This is a genomic window from Halococcus salsus (assembly GCF_009900715.1).
Taxonomy (GTDB): domain Archaea; phylum Halobacteriota; class Halobacteria; order Halobacteriales; family Halococcaceae; genus Halococcus; species Halococcus salsus.
Genome location: NZ_JAAAJC010000001.1, coordinates 1007555 through 1026758, shown reverse-complemented (window position 1 = coordinate 1026758; position 19204 = coordinate 1007555). Strand labels below are relative to the sequence as shown.

Sequence of the window (19204 nt, the reverse complement as noted above, 5' to 3'; positions counted from 1 at the left end):
GTCGTCACTCGGCGGGGGCCATCCCGTCGAGCAGCGTCGCCGGCTCGACGGAGCCGTACCTGACGACCGCGGTGAACTGCTCGTCAGCCATCCCGAAGCGCTCGTCGGCGGCGATCCCGTAGCTCGCGTCGCCGAACCGGGTCTCGACGAATCGCCGGGCGACGAGCGCCTTCCGACCGTCCTGCGCCGTATCGATCGCCCACTGCGCCTCTTCGAGCAACAGCGCTCCCGTCACCACGTCGAAGACGAGGTCCGCGAGCCGCTTGGCGTGATACTGGGCGAACGCCTCGTCCTCCGTCGCGAGCGTTCCCAGCGCGTCCTGGAGCTCCCCGTACCTCGATTCGACCGTCTCGACCGTCGACTCCAGCGCCGGATGGTCGACCCCGTCGAGCTTCCCTTCGACGTACGGGAGGAGCGCCTCGTGGGCGTTCTCGCGGTTCAGCGCGCGGAGGACGTCGAGCCCGAGGACGTTCGAGGGCCCCTCCCAGATCGGGAGGACCTGGGCGTCGCGCAGGAGCCGTTCGGTGGTGTGCTCGCGGACGTAGCCGTTTCCGCCGAGGACCTCCATCGCGTACGAGGTGGTCTCGACCGACATTCGGGCGGTCCTGTACTTCGCGACCGGAACGAACAGCCGCAGCAGTTTGTAGGCCGCCGAGTCGTCGCCCGCCCGTTCGCGTTCGTCGAGGAGTCGTACGGCCTCGAACGAGAACGCGGCGGCGGCCTCGTAGTCGACGGCCATCCCCACCAGATCGCGTCGCATCAGCGGGTACTCGTCGATCGGGTTGCCGAACGCTTCGCGTCGTGCGGCACGGACCTCCGCCTCCAGCAGCGCCCGTCCCATCACACCGACCGCGCCCATCGCGTTCGTGAGGCGCTCGTAGTTCATCATCTCGGACATGTACTTGAAGCCGCGTCCCTCCTCGCCGACGAGATACGCCGCCGCACCCTGGAACTCGATCTCGCCGGTCGGCACGGAGATAGTTCCCAGTTTGTCCTTGAGCCGACGGAAGTGCGAGTCGTTGACCTCGCCATCGGGTTTGGTGCGCGGCACGAGGAAGAGCGAGAGCCCCGCGACACCGTTGGGCGCGTCGGGTGTCCGCGCGAGCGCGAGCGCGCCCTCGGCGTCGATGTTCGAGCAGAACCACTTCTCGCCGTGGAGTTCGTAGACGCCCGCCTCGTCGGTCGGCTCGGCGCGTACCTCGTTCGCGCCGACGTCGGAACCGCCCTGCTCCTCGGTGAGGAACATCGCGCCTTCGATGTGGTCGTCGAGGGTCGCGGCCGTCAACCCGTCGAAATACTCGTCGAGCCGTCCGTCGTCGAACCGATCGAGCACGATGGCGACCCCCGTGGTCATCGAGACGGGACAGCAAAAGCCGATGTCGACGTACGAGAGCAATGCCTGCATCGTCAGCGGGTGACAGAGCCCGACGGGTGATTCCCGACCGGGTGGGGCGTGGAACGCGTCGTGTGTGACCCGGAACTCCTCGTAGGCGATCCGTTCCTGGTCGCGCATCGAGGGGTGGTACTCGACCTCGTTCAGTCGGTCGCCGTACTTGTCGAACGACCGGAGTTCGTGGCCCGCCTCGTCGATCCGGTCGGCGGTGTCGGCCATCTCGTGACCCAGGCGCTCGCCGAACGCCGAGAGGAGCGCCTCGGCCCACTCGAACTCGTCGTCCGGGTAGACTCGCCGCGCCTCGAACTGGAGAGTCCGGTCGAGCTCCCAGTAGTTGCACTCCCGCCCCTCGTCGAGACGCGCGTAGTCGATCGGGTCCGACGTCATCCCCGAGTAGTCGGTGATAGTGCGTGATAAACGTCGCCCTCCGGCCCCGGTGGTCGAGACGCGTTCGCGGACCAGTTCGCCCGCCACCTGGGGGGGGGTTTCATCCTCTTTTTTCGAAACGAAGGAAAGCAGTTTTATCCGGGCATTGAGACTCGTCAGTGTGGGTTTCACACACCGTCGCGCCGGGGTGCTGGTCTGGGTCGGCGTGCTCCTGGTCGCGGCTGTGGGCGCTCCGGTCGCGGGTGCTGTTCCGTCGGTATCGCCGGAGGACGCGAGCGAAATCGTTCCTCAGCGCGGTAACGGCGCGTCACCGGCGAACGACACGAGCGTCCAGCAGGAGGACCCCGAATCGGTGGACTCCTCGGGCAACGTCTCGGAGCTCCAGAGCTGGTTTTCGGGTCGATTGAGTCAGACCGTCGTCAACTGCTCGGAGGGGCTCACCGTCGGCGAGTACGACGCCTGCAACCAGTCTGACGGGGAGTATCCGGAGTGGCTGAGCGGCTACGTCAACGTCACCCGTGAGAGCGACTCGGGGGACAACCGAACGAACGCGTTCGAGCGCACCAGGGAGAACCAGACCGAGTACGCCTCGAAGGTTCGGCGATTTCGGAACACCGTCGAGGCGTACAACGACGCCCGGAACGACAGCGATACCCAGCGGGCGCGTCGACTGGCCCGTCGGGCACAGACCCTGGCGACGGACATCAACCGGACGAGCGGTAACCTGACGCGGAACTACGGGGCCATCGCCAACGGGACGGGACGCGACCTCAGCCCGGCGACGCGGACGACCCGGAACGTGAGCCGGAACGTCACCACGACCGCCGCATCGCTCTCGATCGAGCAGTTCCGCAACACGACGGTCACCGCGCGGGGGGCGGACCGTGTGATGTCCTTCCGCGAGCCGCTTCGCGTGACCGGCCGCGTCGCCGCCGCGAACGGCACCGGCCTCGCGGACCGCACCGTTGGTGTTCGGGTCGACGGGCGGATCCGTGGGACCACGACGACGAACGCCACAGGCGTCTACCGGCTCACGTACCGTCCGACGCGGGCTCCGCTCGATACCGAGCGCGTGACGCTCCAGTACCTACCGCGAAACCGCTCGGTCTACAGCGGCAACGAGACCGCGGTGCCCGTCGACATCCGCCAGGTCGAACCGACCCTGCGGGCGACCGGCGGTTCGAACGCGGTGAGCTACGGTGGGCTGGTGACGGTCAACGGAAGCCTCGCCGTCGACGGTATCGGTGCGGGGGGGATGCCGGTCACCGTCTCGGTCGACGGCGAGGAGCTCCGATTCGAGGACGGAACCCGCGCGCGGACGGCGTCGAACGGCGGCTTCCGGCTCTCGGCCCGGCTACCGAAGGAGGTGAACGACGGACGGCGAAGCGTTCGGGTGTCGCTCCCGCTCGAAGACCGTGCGCTCGCCCGGGACAACGTCTCGATACCCCTCACCGTTCGGTCGACGCCGACGGCCCTCTCGGTCGACGCAACGCAGACCTCCGTCAACGGGTCGAACGTGAGCGGGCCGGTGGTTCGCCTCGCGGGTCGCCTCACGACGAACGGTGACCAAGCGGTCCGTAACGAGTCCGTGGCGCTCGCGGTCAACGACACCACCACGACGACGGTGACCACCGACGAGAACGGGAGCTACGACGCGAACGTCTCGGTTCCGGAGTCGGTGTTCGCCGGGCGCACGGGAACGGTTCCGATCGTGGTCGGCGCGCGCTACGCCGGCGTCGGGACGAGTCTCGAGGCTTCCACCGCGCGGACGAGGCTCCGAATCGACGTCCCCGCCCAGCCCACACCGACGTTCCTCGCGGAGCTCCTGGCGTTCCTCGCCGAGCATCCGTGGTACGTCGGCGTTCCGGTGGTCGTCCTCGTGCTGGGACTCGGTTACGCCGTCGTCCGACTCCGGGACGGCTCCGACGCCGATCAGGCGTCGACGACGACCGACCCCGCCGCGGAGGGGGGGTCGTCCACGGGCGAGACCACGGCGGACTGGGGTTCGCTCCTGGACGCCGCGAACCACCAGCTGTTCACGGGGGACCGGGCGGCCGCGGTCGCCACCGCCTACGCGGCCACCCGGCGGAAGCTCCGAAACGACCTCGGGCTCGGCGGGGCCTACACCCACTGGGAGTTCCTCGACGCCGCCCGGAACGCGGTCGGGGACCGTCGGGGTGCCGCCCTCGGCCGCCTCACCGAACTCTACGAGCAGGCGGCGTTCTCGCCCTACGACCTCTCGGAGGGGACGGCGGGCACCGCGATCGACGACGCCGAGACGGTCACCGGGGACGGATCGGACGAGCACACCGGGGAGTGAGCGGCTCGCCACGCTTCGCCACGGATCGGCGCACGACCCTTCTCACCACGATTCGCGTCACACCGGTCGCCGAACCGTCGAGGTCCACGATCCGTTCGGACGACCAGTAGCTTGAACTATCGCGCTATCGAGGTAGACGCATGCGACTCACGCGCCGTGGCTGGGGGTTCGTCGGTGCCGGCGGGGTTCTCGTCGGCCTCGCCGTCGCCTTCGCCGACCCGCGCCTGCTGGTCGGCGCGGCCGCGCTCGGCGCGTGGCTGGCGGTCGAGCAGTACCGGTTCGTTCGGGCGGCGAGGCGGACCGCCGACACGATCGTCGTCGAGCAGGTACTCGCCCAGGAGCGCGTCGTCGCCGAGCGCGAGACGTCGGTCACGCTCGCCGTACGGCTGCCCGAGCCGTCGTCGCTCGCCGTCACCGTCGAGCTCGCGCCGCCGGTGAGCGCGACCGGGACGGACCGCGAGGACCGCCGTGTCCGGCTCGAACCGGGCGAGACGACCGCGAGCACGGCGGTCTTCCTCGAGTGGGCGGTCGCCGGGACCTACGAGTTCGGAACGCCGGCGATCGAGGTCCTCGGTCCGGCCGGGTGTTTCACCGAGCGCTTCGAACGCGGGTCCACGCCGACGATGGTGGTCGAACCGCGCGGTCCGCACGACGTCCACGTCGGGCAAGGCGGCGACCCGCTGATGGCCGCCTACGGGGAGCGCGAGAGCGGCCGCCGCGACGCCGGGCTCGACCCCGGCGAGCTCCGGGAGTACGTCGCCGGCGACGCCGCGGGTCGGATCGACTGGAAGGCGACCGCCCGGATGGGCGAGCCCTACGTTCGCGAGTACGAGATCGAGACCGACATCGTCACCGCGATGCTCGTCGACCACCGCGCGACGATGGCCGACGGGCCGACGAACGAGACGAAGCTCGACTACGCCACCCAGGTCGCGTTGCTGTTCGTCGACAGCGTCCGGTCGTTCGGTGACCCGCTCGGCTACTACGCGGTCGGCGACGAGGGGCTCACCGACCGGCGCAACCCCGCGGTCGGGCAGTACTCGCTCATCGAGGGGCGACTGCGCGACCTCACGGCGACCGACCCCGCCACCACGACCGCCGGCGACTCCGGGAGCCACAGCCCGGCGACCTCGCGGCGCGCCGCCGTCCGCCTCTCCGGCGACGACGCATTCGGGCGCACGCTTCGGCCGTACTTCGAGACGGACGACACCTACGCCGAACGCATCAGGGGCGACCCGCTGTTCGAGACCGCCCGCGCCCACCTCGCCCGGCTGAGCGGCACCGTCTGGACCGTGATCTTCACCGACGACGCCAACCGCGCCGAACTCCGCGAGACGGTCAGGCTAGCCCGCCGCGGCGACGGTCGCGTGCTCGTCTTCCTCACCCCGTCGGCGCTGTTCGAACCGGGCGGCCTCACCGACCTCGAAGCCAGCTACGAGCGCTACCGGGAGTTCGAGTCCTTCCGGCTCGAACTCGCACGACTGCGACGGGTCTCGGCGTTCGAGGTCGGCCCGCGCGACCGGATCGACGCCATCCTGTCGAGCGCACGCCGGCGTGCGAGTTCGCGAAACACGCAGTAGGAACCGGTAGGGTGGAACGGTCGGGACTACTCGGGGGCGACCCCGGCGTCGAGGTCGCGGCGGTCGTGGATCGGTCCCGCACGCGCCGAGAGGTGGCCCGAGGACCGACCGTTGGCGACCGCGAGCACCTCGCCGACGATGCTGTAGGCGACCTCGTAGGGCGAATCGCCGCCGAGGTCGAGGCCGATCGGCGTGTGAACCCGCTCGACGTCCTCGCCCGTCATCGAGACCTCGTCGTCGAACTCCTCGCGGAGCTCCTCGAAGCGCTCGCGTGGTCCCATCAACCCGATGTAGGGCACCCGCGTGTCGAGCAGGGTTTCGAGCGCGAGGCCGTCGTCGACGAAGTTGTGGGTCATCACCACGACGTAGGTCTCGTCGTCGAACGAGAGGTCGTCACCGAGGGCGGCCGGCGAACTCGACAGGACGGCGTCGGCCCCCGGGAACCGCTCCCGGTTCGCGCGCGCACCGCGGAAGCTCACGACGCTGACCCGGAAGTCGACGCGTTTGGCGAGGTCGACGACCGGAACGACGTCGGGGCCCGACCCGAGCACCACGAGATGCGGCGGGACGTCGATCCCGTCGACGAACACCTCGATCGGTCCGTCGTCGGTCTCGACCTCGACGACGTCCGCCCCGCCGTCGCCGAGGAGTTCGGCGGCCGGCCCGGCGAGTGCCTCCCGAATTTGTTCGTCGAGCCCACCCGCGAAGCCCTCGTCGGGGCGGTACCACGCGCGCTCGCCGACCGTCCCCGCACCGCCGACGACCGTGGCGACGGCGACCGGTTCGTGGGCCGCGACCGTCTCGACCACCGGACGGTGGCGCTCGTCGACGGGTTCGAGAAGAACGGTTATGATCCCGTTACAACCCATGCCGTGACCCCAGAGCGCGTCGTCGCCACCGGTGAGGTCGTAGGTCTCGATACGCGGCTCGCCCGACTCGCGGACCTCGCCGCCGACCCGCGCGACCTCGTCTTCGAGACAGCCCGCGGTGATCGACCCCGCGGTGTCGTCGGGCCGGATCAGCATCTTCGCACCCGGTCGTCGGTAGGCGCTCCCCTCGACGTCGATCACCGTCGCGAGCACGTCGTCGCGGTCGTCGGCGAGCGCGTCGCCGACGCGGGACAGTACGTCGGTCTCCGAGAGGCTCCAGTCGGTCGTGGTCATGCGGTGTGTCTCCGTTCGTGAGTCGCTTCGACCCGTCGTGGGTCGTACTCGTAGCCGATACGGCCGTGGTGGCCCCGCCGGTCGAGCTGGCGCGCCAGCTCCGCGAGGTCGTCGGGGCCGGCGAACGCGAACAACCCGTCGAGATAGGGTAGCGCGGCGGCCATCCCGCGCGCCGTGGGTTCGTATTCCGGCGAGACCGCGAGCGGGTTCAACCAGAACACCGCCCGCGCCCGCCGCGAGAGCCACGCCGCCTCGCGTTCGAGGGTCTCGACGTCGCCCATCTCCAGCCCGTCGCTGACCACGAACACTACGGAGTCGCGCGAGACGGCGTCCGACGCGCGTTCGTGGAGTCGGGCGAGCGAGCCGCCGATCCGGGTGCCGCCGCCCCACTCGGCCTCGGCTCGCGAGAGCGCGTCGAGCGCGCGCTCGTCCGATGCGTCGAACGCCGACGTGACCTCACGGAGGTCGTCGTCGAAGAAGAACACCCGCGCCTCGCGCCACGCCTCGTGTGCGCGGCGGAGGAACTCGAGCAGGAACGAGCGGTCCACCACGTCGAGCACCGACCGGCTGACGTCCACGAGCAGACAGGCACGGAGCTCGCTCCGCGCGCGTCGTCGCCGCGGGACCTCGACCACCGTGCCGCCGGTGGCGACGCTGGCCCGGAGCGCGCGCCGGACGTCGGGGCGCTCGTCGCCGCCCCCCCGCCACCGCCGGCCCGACAGCGTCGCGAGGCTTTCGGTGAGCGTGTCGAACGCCGTCCCGAACTCGTGGCTGGCGTGGGCTGCCGACACCGCCGTCCGCCGGCCGTTCGGGCTGTACCGTGCGGTCGTCGCGCCGTCGCCGTCGGCGTCGGAAGCCGTGGTTTCGCGACCGATGACGGCTCCGACGTGGCGTTCGGCGACCGTTTCGTCGGCTTCGTTCTCGTCGTCCTGTGCTCCTCCCTCACCGGCGGCCGGTTCGGCCCCGAACGACGCGAGTCCGCCCTCGGGCCCGTCGTCGGTCCACCCCGCTGCGTCCGCGGTATCGGGACCGGCGGCGAGCCGCCGCCAGAACGCCTCGAACAGCCGGTCGAACGTCGGGCGGTCCGTCGCGTCGGCGACGAGGCTCGCCCGGAGCGCGACCCGGACGCGGTCGGGGTCGTCGAGCCCTACGTCGGCGAGCGCGCGCCCGGCCGTGACGCCCGCGTTCGCCGGCACCGCCACGCCCGCCCGCCGGAGCGCCCGGACGAACCGCACGAGTTCGTCGCGAACGTGGTCGCTGGCGGCGGCGAGCGGGGCTCCACTCTCGGTCCCGTTGCGGCCGGGGCTCACGCGTCGACCTCCGTCGCGGCGGTGAGCAACGAACCGAGCAGGTCGTCGTCGACGCGCTCGACGTCCTCGACCTCCTTCAGGAGACAGCCGAGCGTGGTTCTGACGGTCTCGCGATCGAGGGGTTCGTCCGACCCGTCACGCAACGCGGCCACCGCACGCGCCCAGTCGATGGTCTCGGCCGCCCCCGGCGGTTTCAACAGAGGTTCCTCGCGGAGCCGCCCGACCGCGGCACAGAGCTCGGCGGCCACCGCGGTGTCGAGTTCCGGGACCTTCCGTTCGAGGATCGCGCGCTCCTTCTCGAACGACGGCGGTTCGACGTGGAGGAAGAGACACCGGCGCTTCAGCGCGTCCGAGAGCCCGCGCGTCCGGTTCGAGGTGATCACCACCGCCGGTGGGGTCGCCGCCCGGACCGTCCCGAGTTCGGGGATCGTGACCTGGAACTCCGAGAGGACTTCGAGCAACAGCGCCTCGAACTCCTCGTCGGCGCGGTCGACCTCGTCGATCAGGAGTACTGGGGGACGGTCGCCGTCGGCTCGGAGCGCCCGGAGCAGCGGGCGTTCGAGCAGGTACTCCTCGGTGAAGACGGAGTGGTCCGGATCGTCGGCAGCGGATCCAGCCTCCCCCGTGTCGGCCGTCTGCGTCGCGAGGAGCTGTTTGGTGTAGTTCCACTCGTAGAGCGCGCTCTCGGCTGTCAGTCCCTCGTAACACTGGAGTCGAACGAGGTCGGTGTCGAAGCCGTCGGCGAGCACCTTCGCGAGTTCGGTCTTTCCCGCTCCCGGTTCGCCCTCGACGAGCAGCGGCTTGCCGAGCCGAAGCGACAGCGCCGTCGTCGTCACGATCTCGTCGTCGGCGACGTATCCCGTGGCGTCGAACGCGGCCCCGACCTCGGCCTCGGTCGCCTCGGTGAACCCCGTCGGCCGTTCGCTCATGGTGTCCCCTTCGTCGTCAAGGAATGTAGCTCCCTCGCTCGCCCGGACCGCGGCGGACCGGGGTCCCGCCGATCAGTCGGCCGCCGTCCGGTCGGCGGCGTCGTGGACGCCGGTCAGCGCCCGCTTCGTGTAGACCTCGAGGAGCTGGGCGCGGAACTCGTTCGAGGCCTGGAGGTCCGACATCATCAGGTCCACGTCGAGGTCGTCGCCCGCGTGGTCGGCGGCGGCCTCGATGGTGTCGGCGTCGAACGTGCCGTCGACGAGCGCCTCCTCGACGGGTTCGAGCCGGACCCCGTGGTCCATCACGCCGTTGGCGGCGACGCGGGCGGACTCGATCGTGTCGCCGTCGATGTCGAGCAGCGCGGCCACGCCGACCATCGCGTAGCCCGACGATGGACTCGCCTTCTTCGCGTACGCGCCGACCGCGCCGTCGGCCACCGGGATCTCCACGCGCGTGAGGAGTTCGTCGGGACCGACGTCGGTGGCGTACATCCCGAAGAAGAAGTCGTCGGCCGGTACCTCGCGTTCGCCGTCCGGGCCCTCGACCACGAGGGTGGCGTTCGAGGCGAGCGCCGCCCCAGGTAGATCCGCCGCGGGGTCGCCGTGGGCGAGGTTGCCGCCGATGGTGCCGCGGTTTCTGACCTGGACGTCGCCGACCCACGCCACCGCCTCTTCGAGCGCGGGGGCGTGCTCGGCTACTTCCTCCGCTTCGAGGATCGCGCCGTAGGTCGTCATCCCGCCGATCACGAGCGTGTCGCCGTCGACCTCGACGCCCGTCATCCCCTCGATGCCGCTGATGTCGATCAGGACGTCGGGGCTCGACAGCCCCGTCTTCATCGCCGGCAGCAGGCTGTGACCGCCGGCGAGTAGTTCGGTCTCCTCGTCCAAGTGTTCGTCGAGCAACTCGATCGCCTCCGCGACGCTCTCGGCCTCGTAGTAGTCGAACTCGTCGGGGAACATCAGTTCGCACCTCCCGCGTCGGCGTCGTCGTCACGACTCGCTTCGTCGGTCGTCCCGCCGTCCGCGACGGCGCTGTCGTTCACCGCCTGCCAGACCGACTCGTTCGTGAGCGGCATGTCGATGTGGTCGACGCCGAACGGTTCGAGCGCGTCCACGACCGCGTTCACCACGGCCTGTGGGGCCGCGATGGTGCCCGCCTCGCCGACACCCTTCACGCCGAGCGGGTTGTGCGGCGACGGCGTCTCCGTGTGGTCCGTCTCCATGTGAGGGACGTGCTCGGCCTTCGGCACCGTGTAGTCCTGCATCGACCCCGTGACGAGGCTGCCGTTGTCGTCGTACTCGGCGACCTCGTAGAGCGCTTGCCCCACGCCCTGGGCGACCCCGCCGTGGATCTGGCCCTCGACGATCTTGGGGTTGATCTGGGGGCCGACGTCGTCGACGGCGACGTAGTTCTCGAACTCGATCTCGCCGGATTCGGGGTCGACCTCGACCACGGCGGCGTGGGTCCCAAACGGGAAGACGAAGTTCTCCGGGTCGTAGAAGGCGGTCTCCTCGAGCCCCGGCTCCATCCCCTCGGGGAGGTCCTGGGCGAGGTAGGCCTGCTGGGTGACCTCCTGGATGGTCATCGAACGGTCCGGTGCGCCCGAGACGCTGAACTCACCACCGGAAAAGTCGATGTCGGCCTCGTCGGCCTCCAGCTGGTGGGCGGCGATCTTCCGTGCCTTCTCGACGACCTTCCCCGCGCTCGTCGAGAGCGCGCTCCCGCCGACCGCCGCCGACCGCGAGCCGTAGGTCCCCCGGCCTTCGGGCACCTCGTCGGTGTCGCTCTCGACGATCTCGACGTCGTCGTAGGGAACCCCGAGCTCGTCGGCCACGATCTGGGCGTAGGTCGTCTTGTGGCCCTGACCGTGTCCGGAGGTACCACAGAACGCCGTGACCTTCCCGCCGGGGTGCATCCGGACCAGCCCGTTCTCCCAGAGGCCCGCTTGCGCGCCGAGCGAGCCCGCGATCTTCGAGGGTGCGAGCCCGCAGGCCTCGATGTAGCTCGAGAAGCCGACGCCGAGGTACCGACCCTCGTCGCGAAGCTCCTCCTGGCGCTCGCGGAGGTCGTCGTAGTCGAGCAGGTCGAGGGCCTTGTCGAGCGCGGGTTCGTAGTCGCCGCTGTCGTAGGTGACCGCCACCGGCGTCTCGTAGGGGAAGTCGTCGGAGCCGATGAAGTTGTGCCGCCGGAACTCGGCGGGGTCCATGCCGACCTCGCGCGCCCCCAGGTCGATCAGCCGCTCGACCACGAAGAGCGCCTCCGGCCGGCCCGCGCCGCGATAGAGGTCCACGGGGACCGTGTTGGTGAACGAGCCGACTACGTTGCAGTAGATCGACGGGATCTCGTACTGACCCGAGAGCAGCGGTGCGTACAGAACCGTGGGGATCGCCGCGGCGAAGATCGAGAGGTACGCGCCGATGTTGGCGATCGTGTTCACCCGTACCGCCGTGATCGTGCCGTCCTCGTCCATCGCGATCTCGCCGGTGGTCTGGTGGGCGCGCGCCTGCGCGTCGGTCTGGTAGGTCTCCGAACGCGTCGCGGTCCACTTCACCGGTCGCTCGACCTGCATCGAACACCACGACGCGAGCGCCTCGTCCGGGTAGAGCGGCGACTTGCTCCCGAACCCGCCGCCGACCTCGGGCGCGCGGACGTGGATCTTGTGCTCCGGGACGTCGATGACGCCCGGGAGCAACAGCCGATGGAGGTGGGGGTTCTGGGTGGTGAGGTCGAGTTCGAGGTCGCCCGAACTGGGTTTGTACTCCGCGAGCGCGGCCCGCGGCTCCATCGCGTTCGGGATCACCCGCTGGTTCTCCAGATCGACCTCGGCGGTGTGGGCCGCGTTCTCGAAGGCGTCGTTCGTGGCGTCCTCGTCGCCGAGCTCGAAGTCGAAGGCGACGTTGTCGTCGAACTCCTCGTGGACCCGCGGTGCGTCGTCGTCGAGCGCGTCGCTCTGGTCGACGGTCGCGTCCTGGCGGTCGTAGTCAACGTCGACGAGGTCGACGCCGTCCTTCGCGGTGTACCGGTCCTCCGCGACCACGACGGCGACCGCCTCGCCGACGTGGCGTACCCGGTCGGTCGCGAGCATCGGTCGGTCCGGGTTCTTCAGGCTCGGGAGCTGCCAGCCGGTCGGGATCATCCCCGGAACGTCGACGTCCTCGCCGGTGTAGACGGCCAGCACGCCGTCGAGCTCCTCGGCCGCGCTCGTGTCGATGCCCTCGATCGTCGCGTGACCGTACTGGCTCCGCACCACCGCCATGTGGGTCATGTTCGGCCGCTGGATGTCGTCGGTGTACTCGGCCTCGCCGGTGATCAGCGCGGGGTCCTCGCGGCGCTCGACCGCCGACCCGAGCACGGCCTCGGCGTCGATGTCCTTCGATTCGATGGTCTCGATACCCATCTCACTCGCCCTCCACGCGGTCGCTGCCACCGTCGGCCGCGACCTCCTGGTCCATGTGGTCGGCGGCGTACTCGACGGCGTTGACGATGTTCTGATAGCCAGTACACCGACAGAGGTTCCCCTCGATCGCCTCCCGGATCTCCTCCTCGCTGGGGTCCGGGTTTCGCGCGAGGAGGTCGTTCGCCGCGAGCATCATCCCGGGCGTACAGAACCCACACTGGAGGCCGTGTTCCTTCTGGAAGCCCTCCTGGATCGGGGCGTAGGTGCCGTCCTCGGCGAGCCCCTCGACGGTCGTGACCTCGCGGCCGTCGGCCTGGACCGCGAGCAGGGTACAGGACTTCACCGCCTCGCCGTCGAGGTGGATCGTACAGGCCCCGCAGGTCGAGCTCTCACAGCCGACGTTCGTGCCCGTATAGCCGAGCTCGTCGCGGAGCGCGTGGACCAGCAACGTTCGCGAGTCCACGCTGAGTTCGTGTGCCGTGCCGTTGACGCTGAGTTCGATGTCGTGTTCTGCCATTGTCAGTTACTCCGTGACCGCCCGAGGATCCGATCGACGATGCCGCCGTCGTTCGATGCCTCCGTCTCCGCCGCCGCGTCGTCCACCTCGCCTTCGTCCGCGTCGATCGCCTCGCTGTCGGCGATCTCCCGGTCGCGGATCTCGCTCTGGACCGAGGAGAAGAACCGCTTGACGACCTGGTTCGCGGCGGGGTTGATGACGCGCTGGCCCATCGACGCGATCCGGCCGAACACCTCGGCCTCGGCGCGCCAGTCGACCTCGACACCGTCGTCGGTCCCGTCGAGGTCCATCCAGGCGTTCATCTCGAACGAGCTGTCGCCCGCCGAGCCCTCGCCCGAGGCCTTCATCTCCGGCTGCTCGCGGTGATCGATGGTCACCACCGTCTCGAAGGTGGGGTTCACCGGCCCGATGCTGATGCCGATCACCGTGGCGTAGGTCTGCCCCTCCTCGAACGCGCGGTTCGCGATCACCTCCGGGTCCGACGTCGGTTCGACGTCCCTATCGCCGTGCTCCTCGCGGAGCGCGTCGAAGTCGACGTCCTCGTCCTCGACCGGCACGAGGAACTGACAGCCCGGAAGCGCGTTCTCGATCATCACCGGGTCCGAGAGCGCGAGCCAGACCTCGTCGACCGTGGTGTCCTCCAGTTCGAACGTCCCATTGAATTCCATGTCAGGTATCCTCGGCAGGACGCGCTGCCTTCGTGCTACTGCGGCCTTCGAAGACAAAAAGATTAGTGTCGATCCTGATAGTTTAGGCGCGCCTTATTCTCACGACCGACCGAGGGCGGAGTCGTCCCCACGGGCGACGGCGGATCGAGCTGGGTTCGACGGCCGGGGAGACGCCGACAGCGTATTCCGCCGGTTCGCCGTAACCGTGTCATGGTCGAACTCGAGATGGTGGCGCGCTCGACCGCGGTCGACCGGCTCCTCGAACACCGGTCCGGGTTCCTCGGGGCGCTCCCGACCGAATCCGTTGGACCCGCCGAGAGCGCCGGTCGAACGCTCGCCGAGGCGGTGCGCTCGCCCCGCGACGTGCCGCCGACGGACTACGCCACGATGGACGGCTACGCCGTCGCGGCCGCCGACGAGGGCTCGCGAACGGTCGTCGGCAGCGTCGCCCCCGAGGACGCCCCCCCACGAACCGACCCCGACGAAGCCGTCGCGGTCGCGACCGGTGCACCGCTGCCCGAGCGGGCCGACGCCGTCGTCCCGCGCGAGGACGCGACCGTGGCGGACGACCGACTCACGGACCCCGGTCTCGCGGGGGGCACCAACGTGATCCGTCGGGGAACCACCGCGTCGGCGGACGAGCGGCTGTTCGCGGCCGGCGACCGGCTCGCCCCGCGACACGCGGCGCTGCTGACCGACGTCGGGGTCGAGTCGGTTCGGGTCCGCCGCCCACCGTCGGTCGCCGTCGTCGCCACCGGTACCGAGATCCACGAGGGTCGCCAGCCCGACCGGGACTCGGGCTTCCTCGCCGGCCTCGTCCGTCGGTGGGGCGGCGAGCCGTCGGCTCCGAGGACCGTCTCGGACGATCCGGATGGGGTCGCGAGCGCCATCACCGACGCGGCCGCCAACCACGACGCCGTCCTCACCACCGGCGGGACGAGCGTCGGGGCCGCCGACCACGTCTCGGACGTACTCGCCGACCACGAGCGGCTGTTCGCCGGCGTGGCGCTCCGACCGGGCCGACCCGTGACCGCGGCACTGGTGAACGACACCCCGGTGGTCGGGTTGCCGGGCAAGCCCATCGCGGCCCACACCGCCGCGGTGCTCGTCGCTCGGGCGCTGTTCGTCGGCAGGACGGCGATGCCGACGACGACCGCCGAATTCGCCCGCGCTGTCTCGGTCCCCGACGACGGGATCGAGTACGCCGTTCCAGTGATTCTCGAAGTCGGGGACGAGGGCCGGACGGCGATGCCGCTCGGGCACGTCGATTCGCCGCTCCCGCTCTACGAGGAGCGGTTCGCGGCGGGGCTCGTCGCCGCGAGCACGCGCGCCACGCTCGCCGACGGCTTCGTGCTCACCGACTCGTCGCTCGGATCCGACGAAACTATCGAGGTCGTCCCGTACTCGGTGGTCGAATGACCAACGACCTCCGTCGGCTCTCGCCGGCCACGGTGCGGGACGCACTCGATGTGGAGCGGTCCGCGGATCCGACGGTAGTCGGGGTGCTCCTCGCCGCGGGTACCAGCAGCCGGTTCGGCGTGGCGAACAAGCTCCTCGCCGACGTCGACGGCGAACCGCTGGTCCGCCACGCGGCCCGCACCCTCCGCGACGCCCGGCTCTCGGGGCTGGTCGCGGTGCTCGGTTGCGACGCGGCGGCGGTTCGGGACGCGCTCGCCCAGGATGAGGGCGATTCCGAGGACCTTCGATTCGTCACGAACCCCGACTACGAACGTGGGCTCTCGACGTCCGTTCGGGCGGGCGTGGACGCGGCGGCCGAGGTCGGGGCGAACGCGGTCGTGTTCCTCCCAGGTGATATGCCGGGAGTCGACCCCGAAACCGTGGACCTGCTCGTCGACGCCTATCGGGCAGGCCTCGCCGATGCGATCGCGGCGAGCCACGACGGCCGCCGCGGGAACCCCGTGCTCTTCGACGAGCGGCACTTCCCGGCGCTCCGCGCGGTCCGCGGCGACGTGGGTGGGAAACCGGTGCTCCTCGACGCCGACCGCGGGGCGGTCGTCGAGACCGACGACCGGGGCGTCCGGGCCGATGTCGACACCCGCGACGACCTCGCCGGTCGGGGCTGAGGGACCAGTGGTCGGACGGAAGCTCTCCTGTGATGTCTTCGTCGGTCAGCCGTCAGTGGCCGAACGCGGTCGGCCCGCGCGCCGGATAGCCGACGAGGACGTCGACGCCGGCGGCCCGGAGCTCGTCGACTCGTTCGTCGACCGTCTCGGGCGGGCCCGCGAGCGCGAACCCCTCGGTGGCCGAGAGCAACACCGAGCGCGACCGACCGGTGGCCGTCGCGTCGGTCGCGGTGCCGTCCGCGGCGGCCCCCGACGTGTCGGCTGCGGCATCGAGCGACGCCGCGACCGAGCCCCGGCGGGAGACGTAGCCACCGAGCGCGTCGAGGAGGACGTCCTCGTCCTCGCTGAAGACGACCGGTGCGTAGACGGCTATCCCGCCCTCGAAGCCCGCCGCGCGGAGCGCTCGCACCTCGCGGAGGGTCGTGGGTTCGAGGAGCTCGAACTGTGTGCCACCCGCCGCGAGCGCGATCCGCTCGACGCCCTCGGTGCCGACCCACGCGCCCGGCGAGCGCTCGCGGGCCGCGCCGAGTCGTGGCGCGATCGCACGACTCCGTTCGTTCGCCGAGAGATACGCCGGGTTGCCGGCGACGACCACCCGACCCACGTTCGGGGGGAGGCGGGCCGCGAGCCGGTCGTCGCCCAGCGGGTCGAAGCCGTCGGCACGGACCGGCGTCGTGACCCGGAGGTCGGTCCCCTGCGCGAGGTCGGCGAGTCGTTCCGAACTCGGGACCCGTTCGCGACCCTCGTAGTCGATCACCGCCCTTTCGACCCCGTCGAGGCTGACCCGGTCGAGGTCGACCTCGGTCGGTTTGAGCGCGACCCCGTCGAAGCCGGCCATCGAGAAGGTGGCGATGCCGGTCACCGCCGCTCACCACACGATTGACGGGAGAACGGGCGGCGGTCGGGACGGCTATCGCGGAACACGATCCATCGTCTGTGCGACCATGGTCCCACGAGCCGGTGGCGGCCCTAAACTCCGTCGATGGCCGCCGATCGACGAGACGTGTCGACCGACAACAAAATAGATCGTGATATAAAATCGGAGAAAACCGGTCCGTGTGAGGATGTAACTCGGAATTTCACCAAGTTTTCATCCATATTTGTACAGTATATACGAATCATACTGAAACGCCTTTACGTCGCGATCGGGTAGGGAGGGTGTTGCTATCCGTTCCAAACCCTATCCGGTTTCTCGTTTCGGCCGTCGGTTTCGTGCTGTCCTGGCTCGGGATCATCGACCGGCAACGTGCGCGCCGGACCACTGATCTCGCGTGGCCCCGTATCGTCACCGGCATCGCCAGAATGTCGAAGAACGCCGTCGACGTCGCGATGGTCGGCATCGCGGTCGGCTCGGCGGGCATCGCGGGCGTCGGCTTCGCCGGCCCGTTCTGGGGGCTCGGTTTCGCCATCGGCGGCGGGATCGCCGCGGGCACGATCGCGCTCGTCTCCCAGCGCTACGGCGCGGGCGAGCACGACGGGATCGGCCAGACGGTCCGGTCGAGCACCGCCGTCGTCGTCGGCCTCACCCTCCCGATCGTCGCGATATTCTGGGTGTTCGCGCCCGACCTCGTCGGGCTCATGACCAGCGACCCGCGAGCGGCCGCGCTCGGTGCGTCGTACCTCCAAGTGGTCTCGCTCGGCGTGCCGTTCGCGGCGCTCAACCTCATCGGGAGTCGGGTCTTCATCGGCTTCAACGACGCCCGCACACCGATGATCCTCCGGTCGGCGGGGGCGGTCGCCAACGGCCTCATCAACGCGGCGCTGATCTTCGGGCTCGGGATGGGTGTCGTCGGTGCGGCCATCGGGACCGTGGTCTCGAACGCGGTCGTCTGCGGTGTGTTCGCGACCGGGCTCGTCGCGGGCCGGTTCCCCGGCATCGGCGAGTTCCCCGTCCGGATCGACCCCCTGGGGTCGTACCTCGACCGCGAGTTCGTCTCGCAGCTCGTCGATATCGGCACCCCGGTGATGGGTCGCAACCTCGTCTGGACCGTCGCGGAGTTCCCGATGCTCGCGATCGTCGGCCTCTTCGGCACCGAGGTGGTCGCCGCCTACGTCATCGCCAGACGGATCTGGGGGCTGATGAACACGCCCGGCTGGGGCTTCGGGCTCGCCTCCTCCAGCCTCGTCGGTCAGGAACTCGGCCAGAACCACGAGGAGACCGCCGAGGCCTACGGCTTCGAGATCGTCCGGTTCGCGGTCGGCGTCTACCTGCTCTCGGCGGCCGTGGTGTTCGTCCTCTCGGAACCGATCGTCCGGGCGTTCGTCGACAACCCGACCAGCCCCGCGATCCCGCTCGCGGTCTCGATGGTCTCGGCGGCCTGTATCGCCATCGTCTTCCAGGGGGTCACGGGTGGCGCTGCCGGCCCGCTCGACGCGAGCGGCGACACGCGCTGGCCGTTCGCGAGCCAGGCGGTCGGAACGTTCTTCGTCGCGATCCCGCTGGCCTACCTCGGCGCGACGACGCCGCTCGGGGTCTGGGGGATCTACCTCTCCTTCGCGGCCGAGACCACCGTGCCGGCCGCCCTCAACTACTACCGACTCGCCACCGGCGAGTGGAAGCGCGTCAGTCGGAGCTACCGACCCGGTGCGAGCCCGGCCGACGACTGAGGACGGGCCCGGACCCTGTGAAGTCCACCGACCGGCGCGCTCGCCGCCGAACCGCCTCTCATCGGAAAGTGATCGTTCGCTCAGTTCGAACGCCGTATCCGATCGAGGACCGCTGGAAGCACTGTGAAATCCTCGATGGTGTAGTCGGGCCGCCGGTACGGTTCCTCGTCGTCCTCGTTCTCGACCCAGACCGTCGTCATCCCGAGACACTGGGCCATCAGGAGGTCCTCGTTGAACTCGTCGCTGACCATCACGACCGTCTCGTTCGTCCCCTCCATGCTACGGACGTAGCCCCGCGGATGTGGCTTCGGCCGTTCCAGCTCGCTCGAAACCAGGAGCGCATCGAAACAGTCCCGGACCCCGTGGTCCCGAAGCACCGACTCGACCCAGGGCTTCACCATGTTGCCGAGCAACACGAGGGAGTGCTGGGTCGCCAGTTCGGTGAGGAGTTCCACGCGTTCCGCCGGAAACGCTGGATCGAGCCACGTCCGCTCGACGTACTCGCGACAGTCCGCCTCGGTCGCGCCGGTCAGCGTCGACAGCAGGTCGACGTACTGGGCTTCGGTGTCCAGAAACCCGGTCCGAAAGAGGTAGTAGGCCAACCAGCCGGGGTAGGGGTCCCGGTCCGGGGAGACGCCAAGCAGGTGTGCGTACTCCCGCTCGTCGACGTGGTCGGCGAGGACGCCACCGTAATCGAGGACGAGTCTCATTCGTTATCGAATTGCCAGCGATGAGATAGTTCTTCCGCCGTTCCACACCCCGCTATGCATCCATTCGTTCCGCCCCAGCGCACTCACTGGTGTCGAGAGAAGAGTGAGAGCCGGGACGCCGGTCGTAGCGGATGAGGA

Annotated in this window: 15 protein-coding genes; 5 read left to right on the top strand and 10 right to left on the bottom strand. The window is 69.9% G+C overall.

Translation table 11 applies throughout. The features are described 5' to 3' along the window. Positions 1–4: 4 nt before the first annotated feature. Positions 5–1780 (bottom strand): acyl-CoA dehydrogenase family protein, encoded by a 1776-nt coding sequence (locus GT355_RS05370; protein WP_160133662.1) that lies wholly within the window; start codon positions 1778–1780, stop codon positions 5–7. Positions 1781–1940: 160 nt separating this feature from the next. Here GT355_RS05370 and GT355_RS05365 point away from each other — a divergent pair, with 160 nt between their 5' ends. Further along, a complete protein-coding gene (locus GT355_RS05365; protein ID WP_160133661.1) occupies positions 1941–4100 on the top strand; it encodes a hypothetical protein in 2160 nt (719 codons plus the stop codon). A gap of 140 nt (positions 4101–4240) precedes the next feature. Beyond that, positions 4241–5680, top strand: coding sequence for a DUF58 domain-containing protein (locus tag GT355_RS05360; protein WP_160133660.1), 1440 nt, complete (start codon positions 4241–4243; stop codon positions 5678–5680). Between the two features lie 26 nt (positions 5681–5706). Here GT355_RS05360 and GT355_RS05355 read toward each other — a convergent pair whose 3' ends face one another. From GT355_RS05355 to GT355_RS05325, 7 genes are all read right to left on the bottom strand, one after another. Continuing rightward, a complete protein-coding gene (locus GT355_RS05355; RefSeq protein WP_160133659.1) occupies positions 5707–6843 on the bottom strand; it encodes an XdhC family protein in 1137 nt (378 codons plus the stop codon). Beyond that, positions 6840–8153, bottom strand: coding sequence for a vWA domain-containing protein (locus GT355_RS05350; protein ID WP_160133658.1), 1314 nt, complete (start codon positions 8151–8153; stop codon positions 6840–6842). The genes GT355_RS05355 and GT355_RS05350 overlap by 4 nt, the downstream gene beginning before the upstream one ends. After that, the gene (locus GT355_RS05345; protein ID WP_160133657.1) at positions 8150–9082 is read right to left on the bottom strand and encodes an AAA family ATPase; all 933 of its coding nucleotides are present in this window, start codon (positions 9080–9082) and stop codon (positions 8150–8152) included. Before GT355_RS05345 ends, GT355_RS05350 begins: the two co-directional genes overlap by 4 nt. 72 nt (positions 9083–9154) lie before the next feature. Next, positions 9155–10042, bottom strand: a complete 888-nt coding sequence (locus GT355_RS05340) for an FAD binding domain-containing protein (protein ID WP_160133656.1) — start codon at positions 10040–10042, stop codon at positions 9155–9157. Then, a complete protein-coding gene (locus tag GT355_RS05335) occupies positions 10042–12480 on the bottom strand; it encodes a xanthine dehydrogenase family protein molybdopterin-binding subunit (RefSeq protein ID WP_160133655.1) in 2439 nt (812 codons plus the stop codon). Before GT355_RS05335 ends, GT355_RS05340 begins: the two co-directional genes overlap by 1 nt. Before the next feature lies 1 nt (position 12481). Next, the gene (locus tag GT355_RS05330; protein WP_160133654.1) at positions 12482–12997 is read right to left on the bottom strand and encodes a (2Fe-2S)-binding protein; all 516 of its coding nucleotides are present in this window, start codon (positions 12995–12997) and stop codon (positions 12482–12484) included. Between the two features lie 2 nt (positions 12998–12999). Beyond that, a complete protein-coding gene (locus GT355_RS05325) occupies positions 13000–13665 on the bottom strand; it encodes an SRPBCC family protein (RefSeq protein ID WP_160133653.1) in 666 nt (221 codons plus the stop codon). 210 nt (positions 13666–13875) lie between these two features. Here GT355_RS05325 and GT355_RS05320 point away from each other — a divergent pair, with 210 nt between their 5' ends. Together GT355_RS05320 and GT355_RS05315 are read left to right on the top strand one after the other, a co-directional pair. After that, the gene (locus GT355_RS05320; RefSeq protein WP_160133652.1) at positions 13876–15084 is read left to right on the top strand and encodes a molybdopterin molybdotransferase MoeA; all 1209 of its coding nucleotides are present in this window, start codon (positions 13876–13878) and stop codon (positions 15082–15084) included. Then, positions 15081–15749 carry a nucleotidyltransferase family protein gene (locus GT355_RS05315; protein WP_160133651.1) on the top strand — a complete coding sequence of 223 codons (669 nt, stop codon included), beginning with the start codon at positions 15081–15083 and terminating at the stop codon, positions 15747–15749. The genes GT355_RS05320 and GT355_RS05315 overlap by 4 nt, the downstream gene beginning before the upstream one ends. Before the next feature lie 52 nt (positions 15750–15801). Here GT355_RS05315 and GT355_RS05310 read toward each other — a convergent pair whose 3' ends face one another. After that, entirely contained in the window at positions 15802–16587 is a 786-nt protein-coding gene (locus tag GT355_RS05310; protein WP_420825959.1) for a DUF7388 family protein, read from the bottom strand. Between the two features lie 323 nt (positions 16588–16910). Between GT355_RS05310 and GT355_RS05305 the strand changes: the two genes are divergently transcribed. Continuing rightward, positions 16911–18356 carry an MATE family efflux transporter gene (locus GT355_RS05305; protein ID WP_160133649.1) on the top strand — a complete coding sequence of 482 codons (1446 nt, stop codon included), beginning with the start codon at positions 16911–16913 and terminating at the stop codon, positions 18354–18356. An 80-nt stretch (positions 18357–18436) separates the two neighbouring features. On the opposite strand, the gene GT355_RS05300 is transcribed toward GT355_RS05305, so the two are convergent. After that, positions 18437–19066, bottom strand: coding sequence for an HAD family hydrolase (locus tag GT355_RS05300; protein ID WP_160133648.1), 630 nt, complete (start codon positions 19064–19066; stop codon positions 18437–18439). Positions 19067–19204 lie beyond the last annotated feature (138 nt).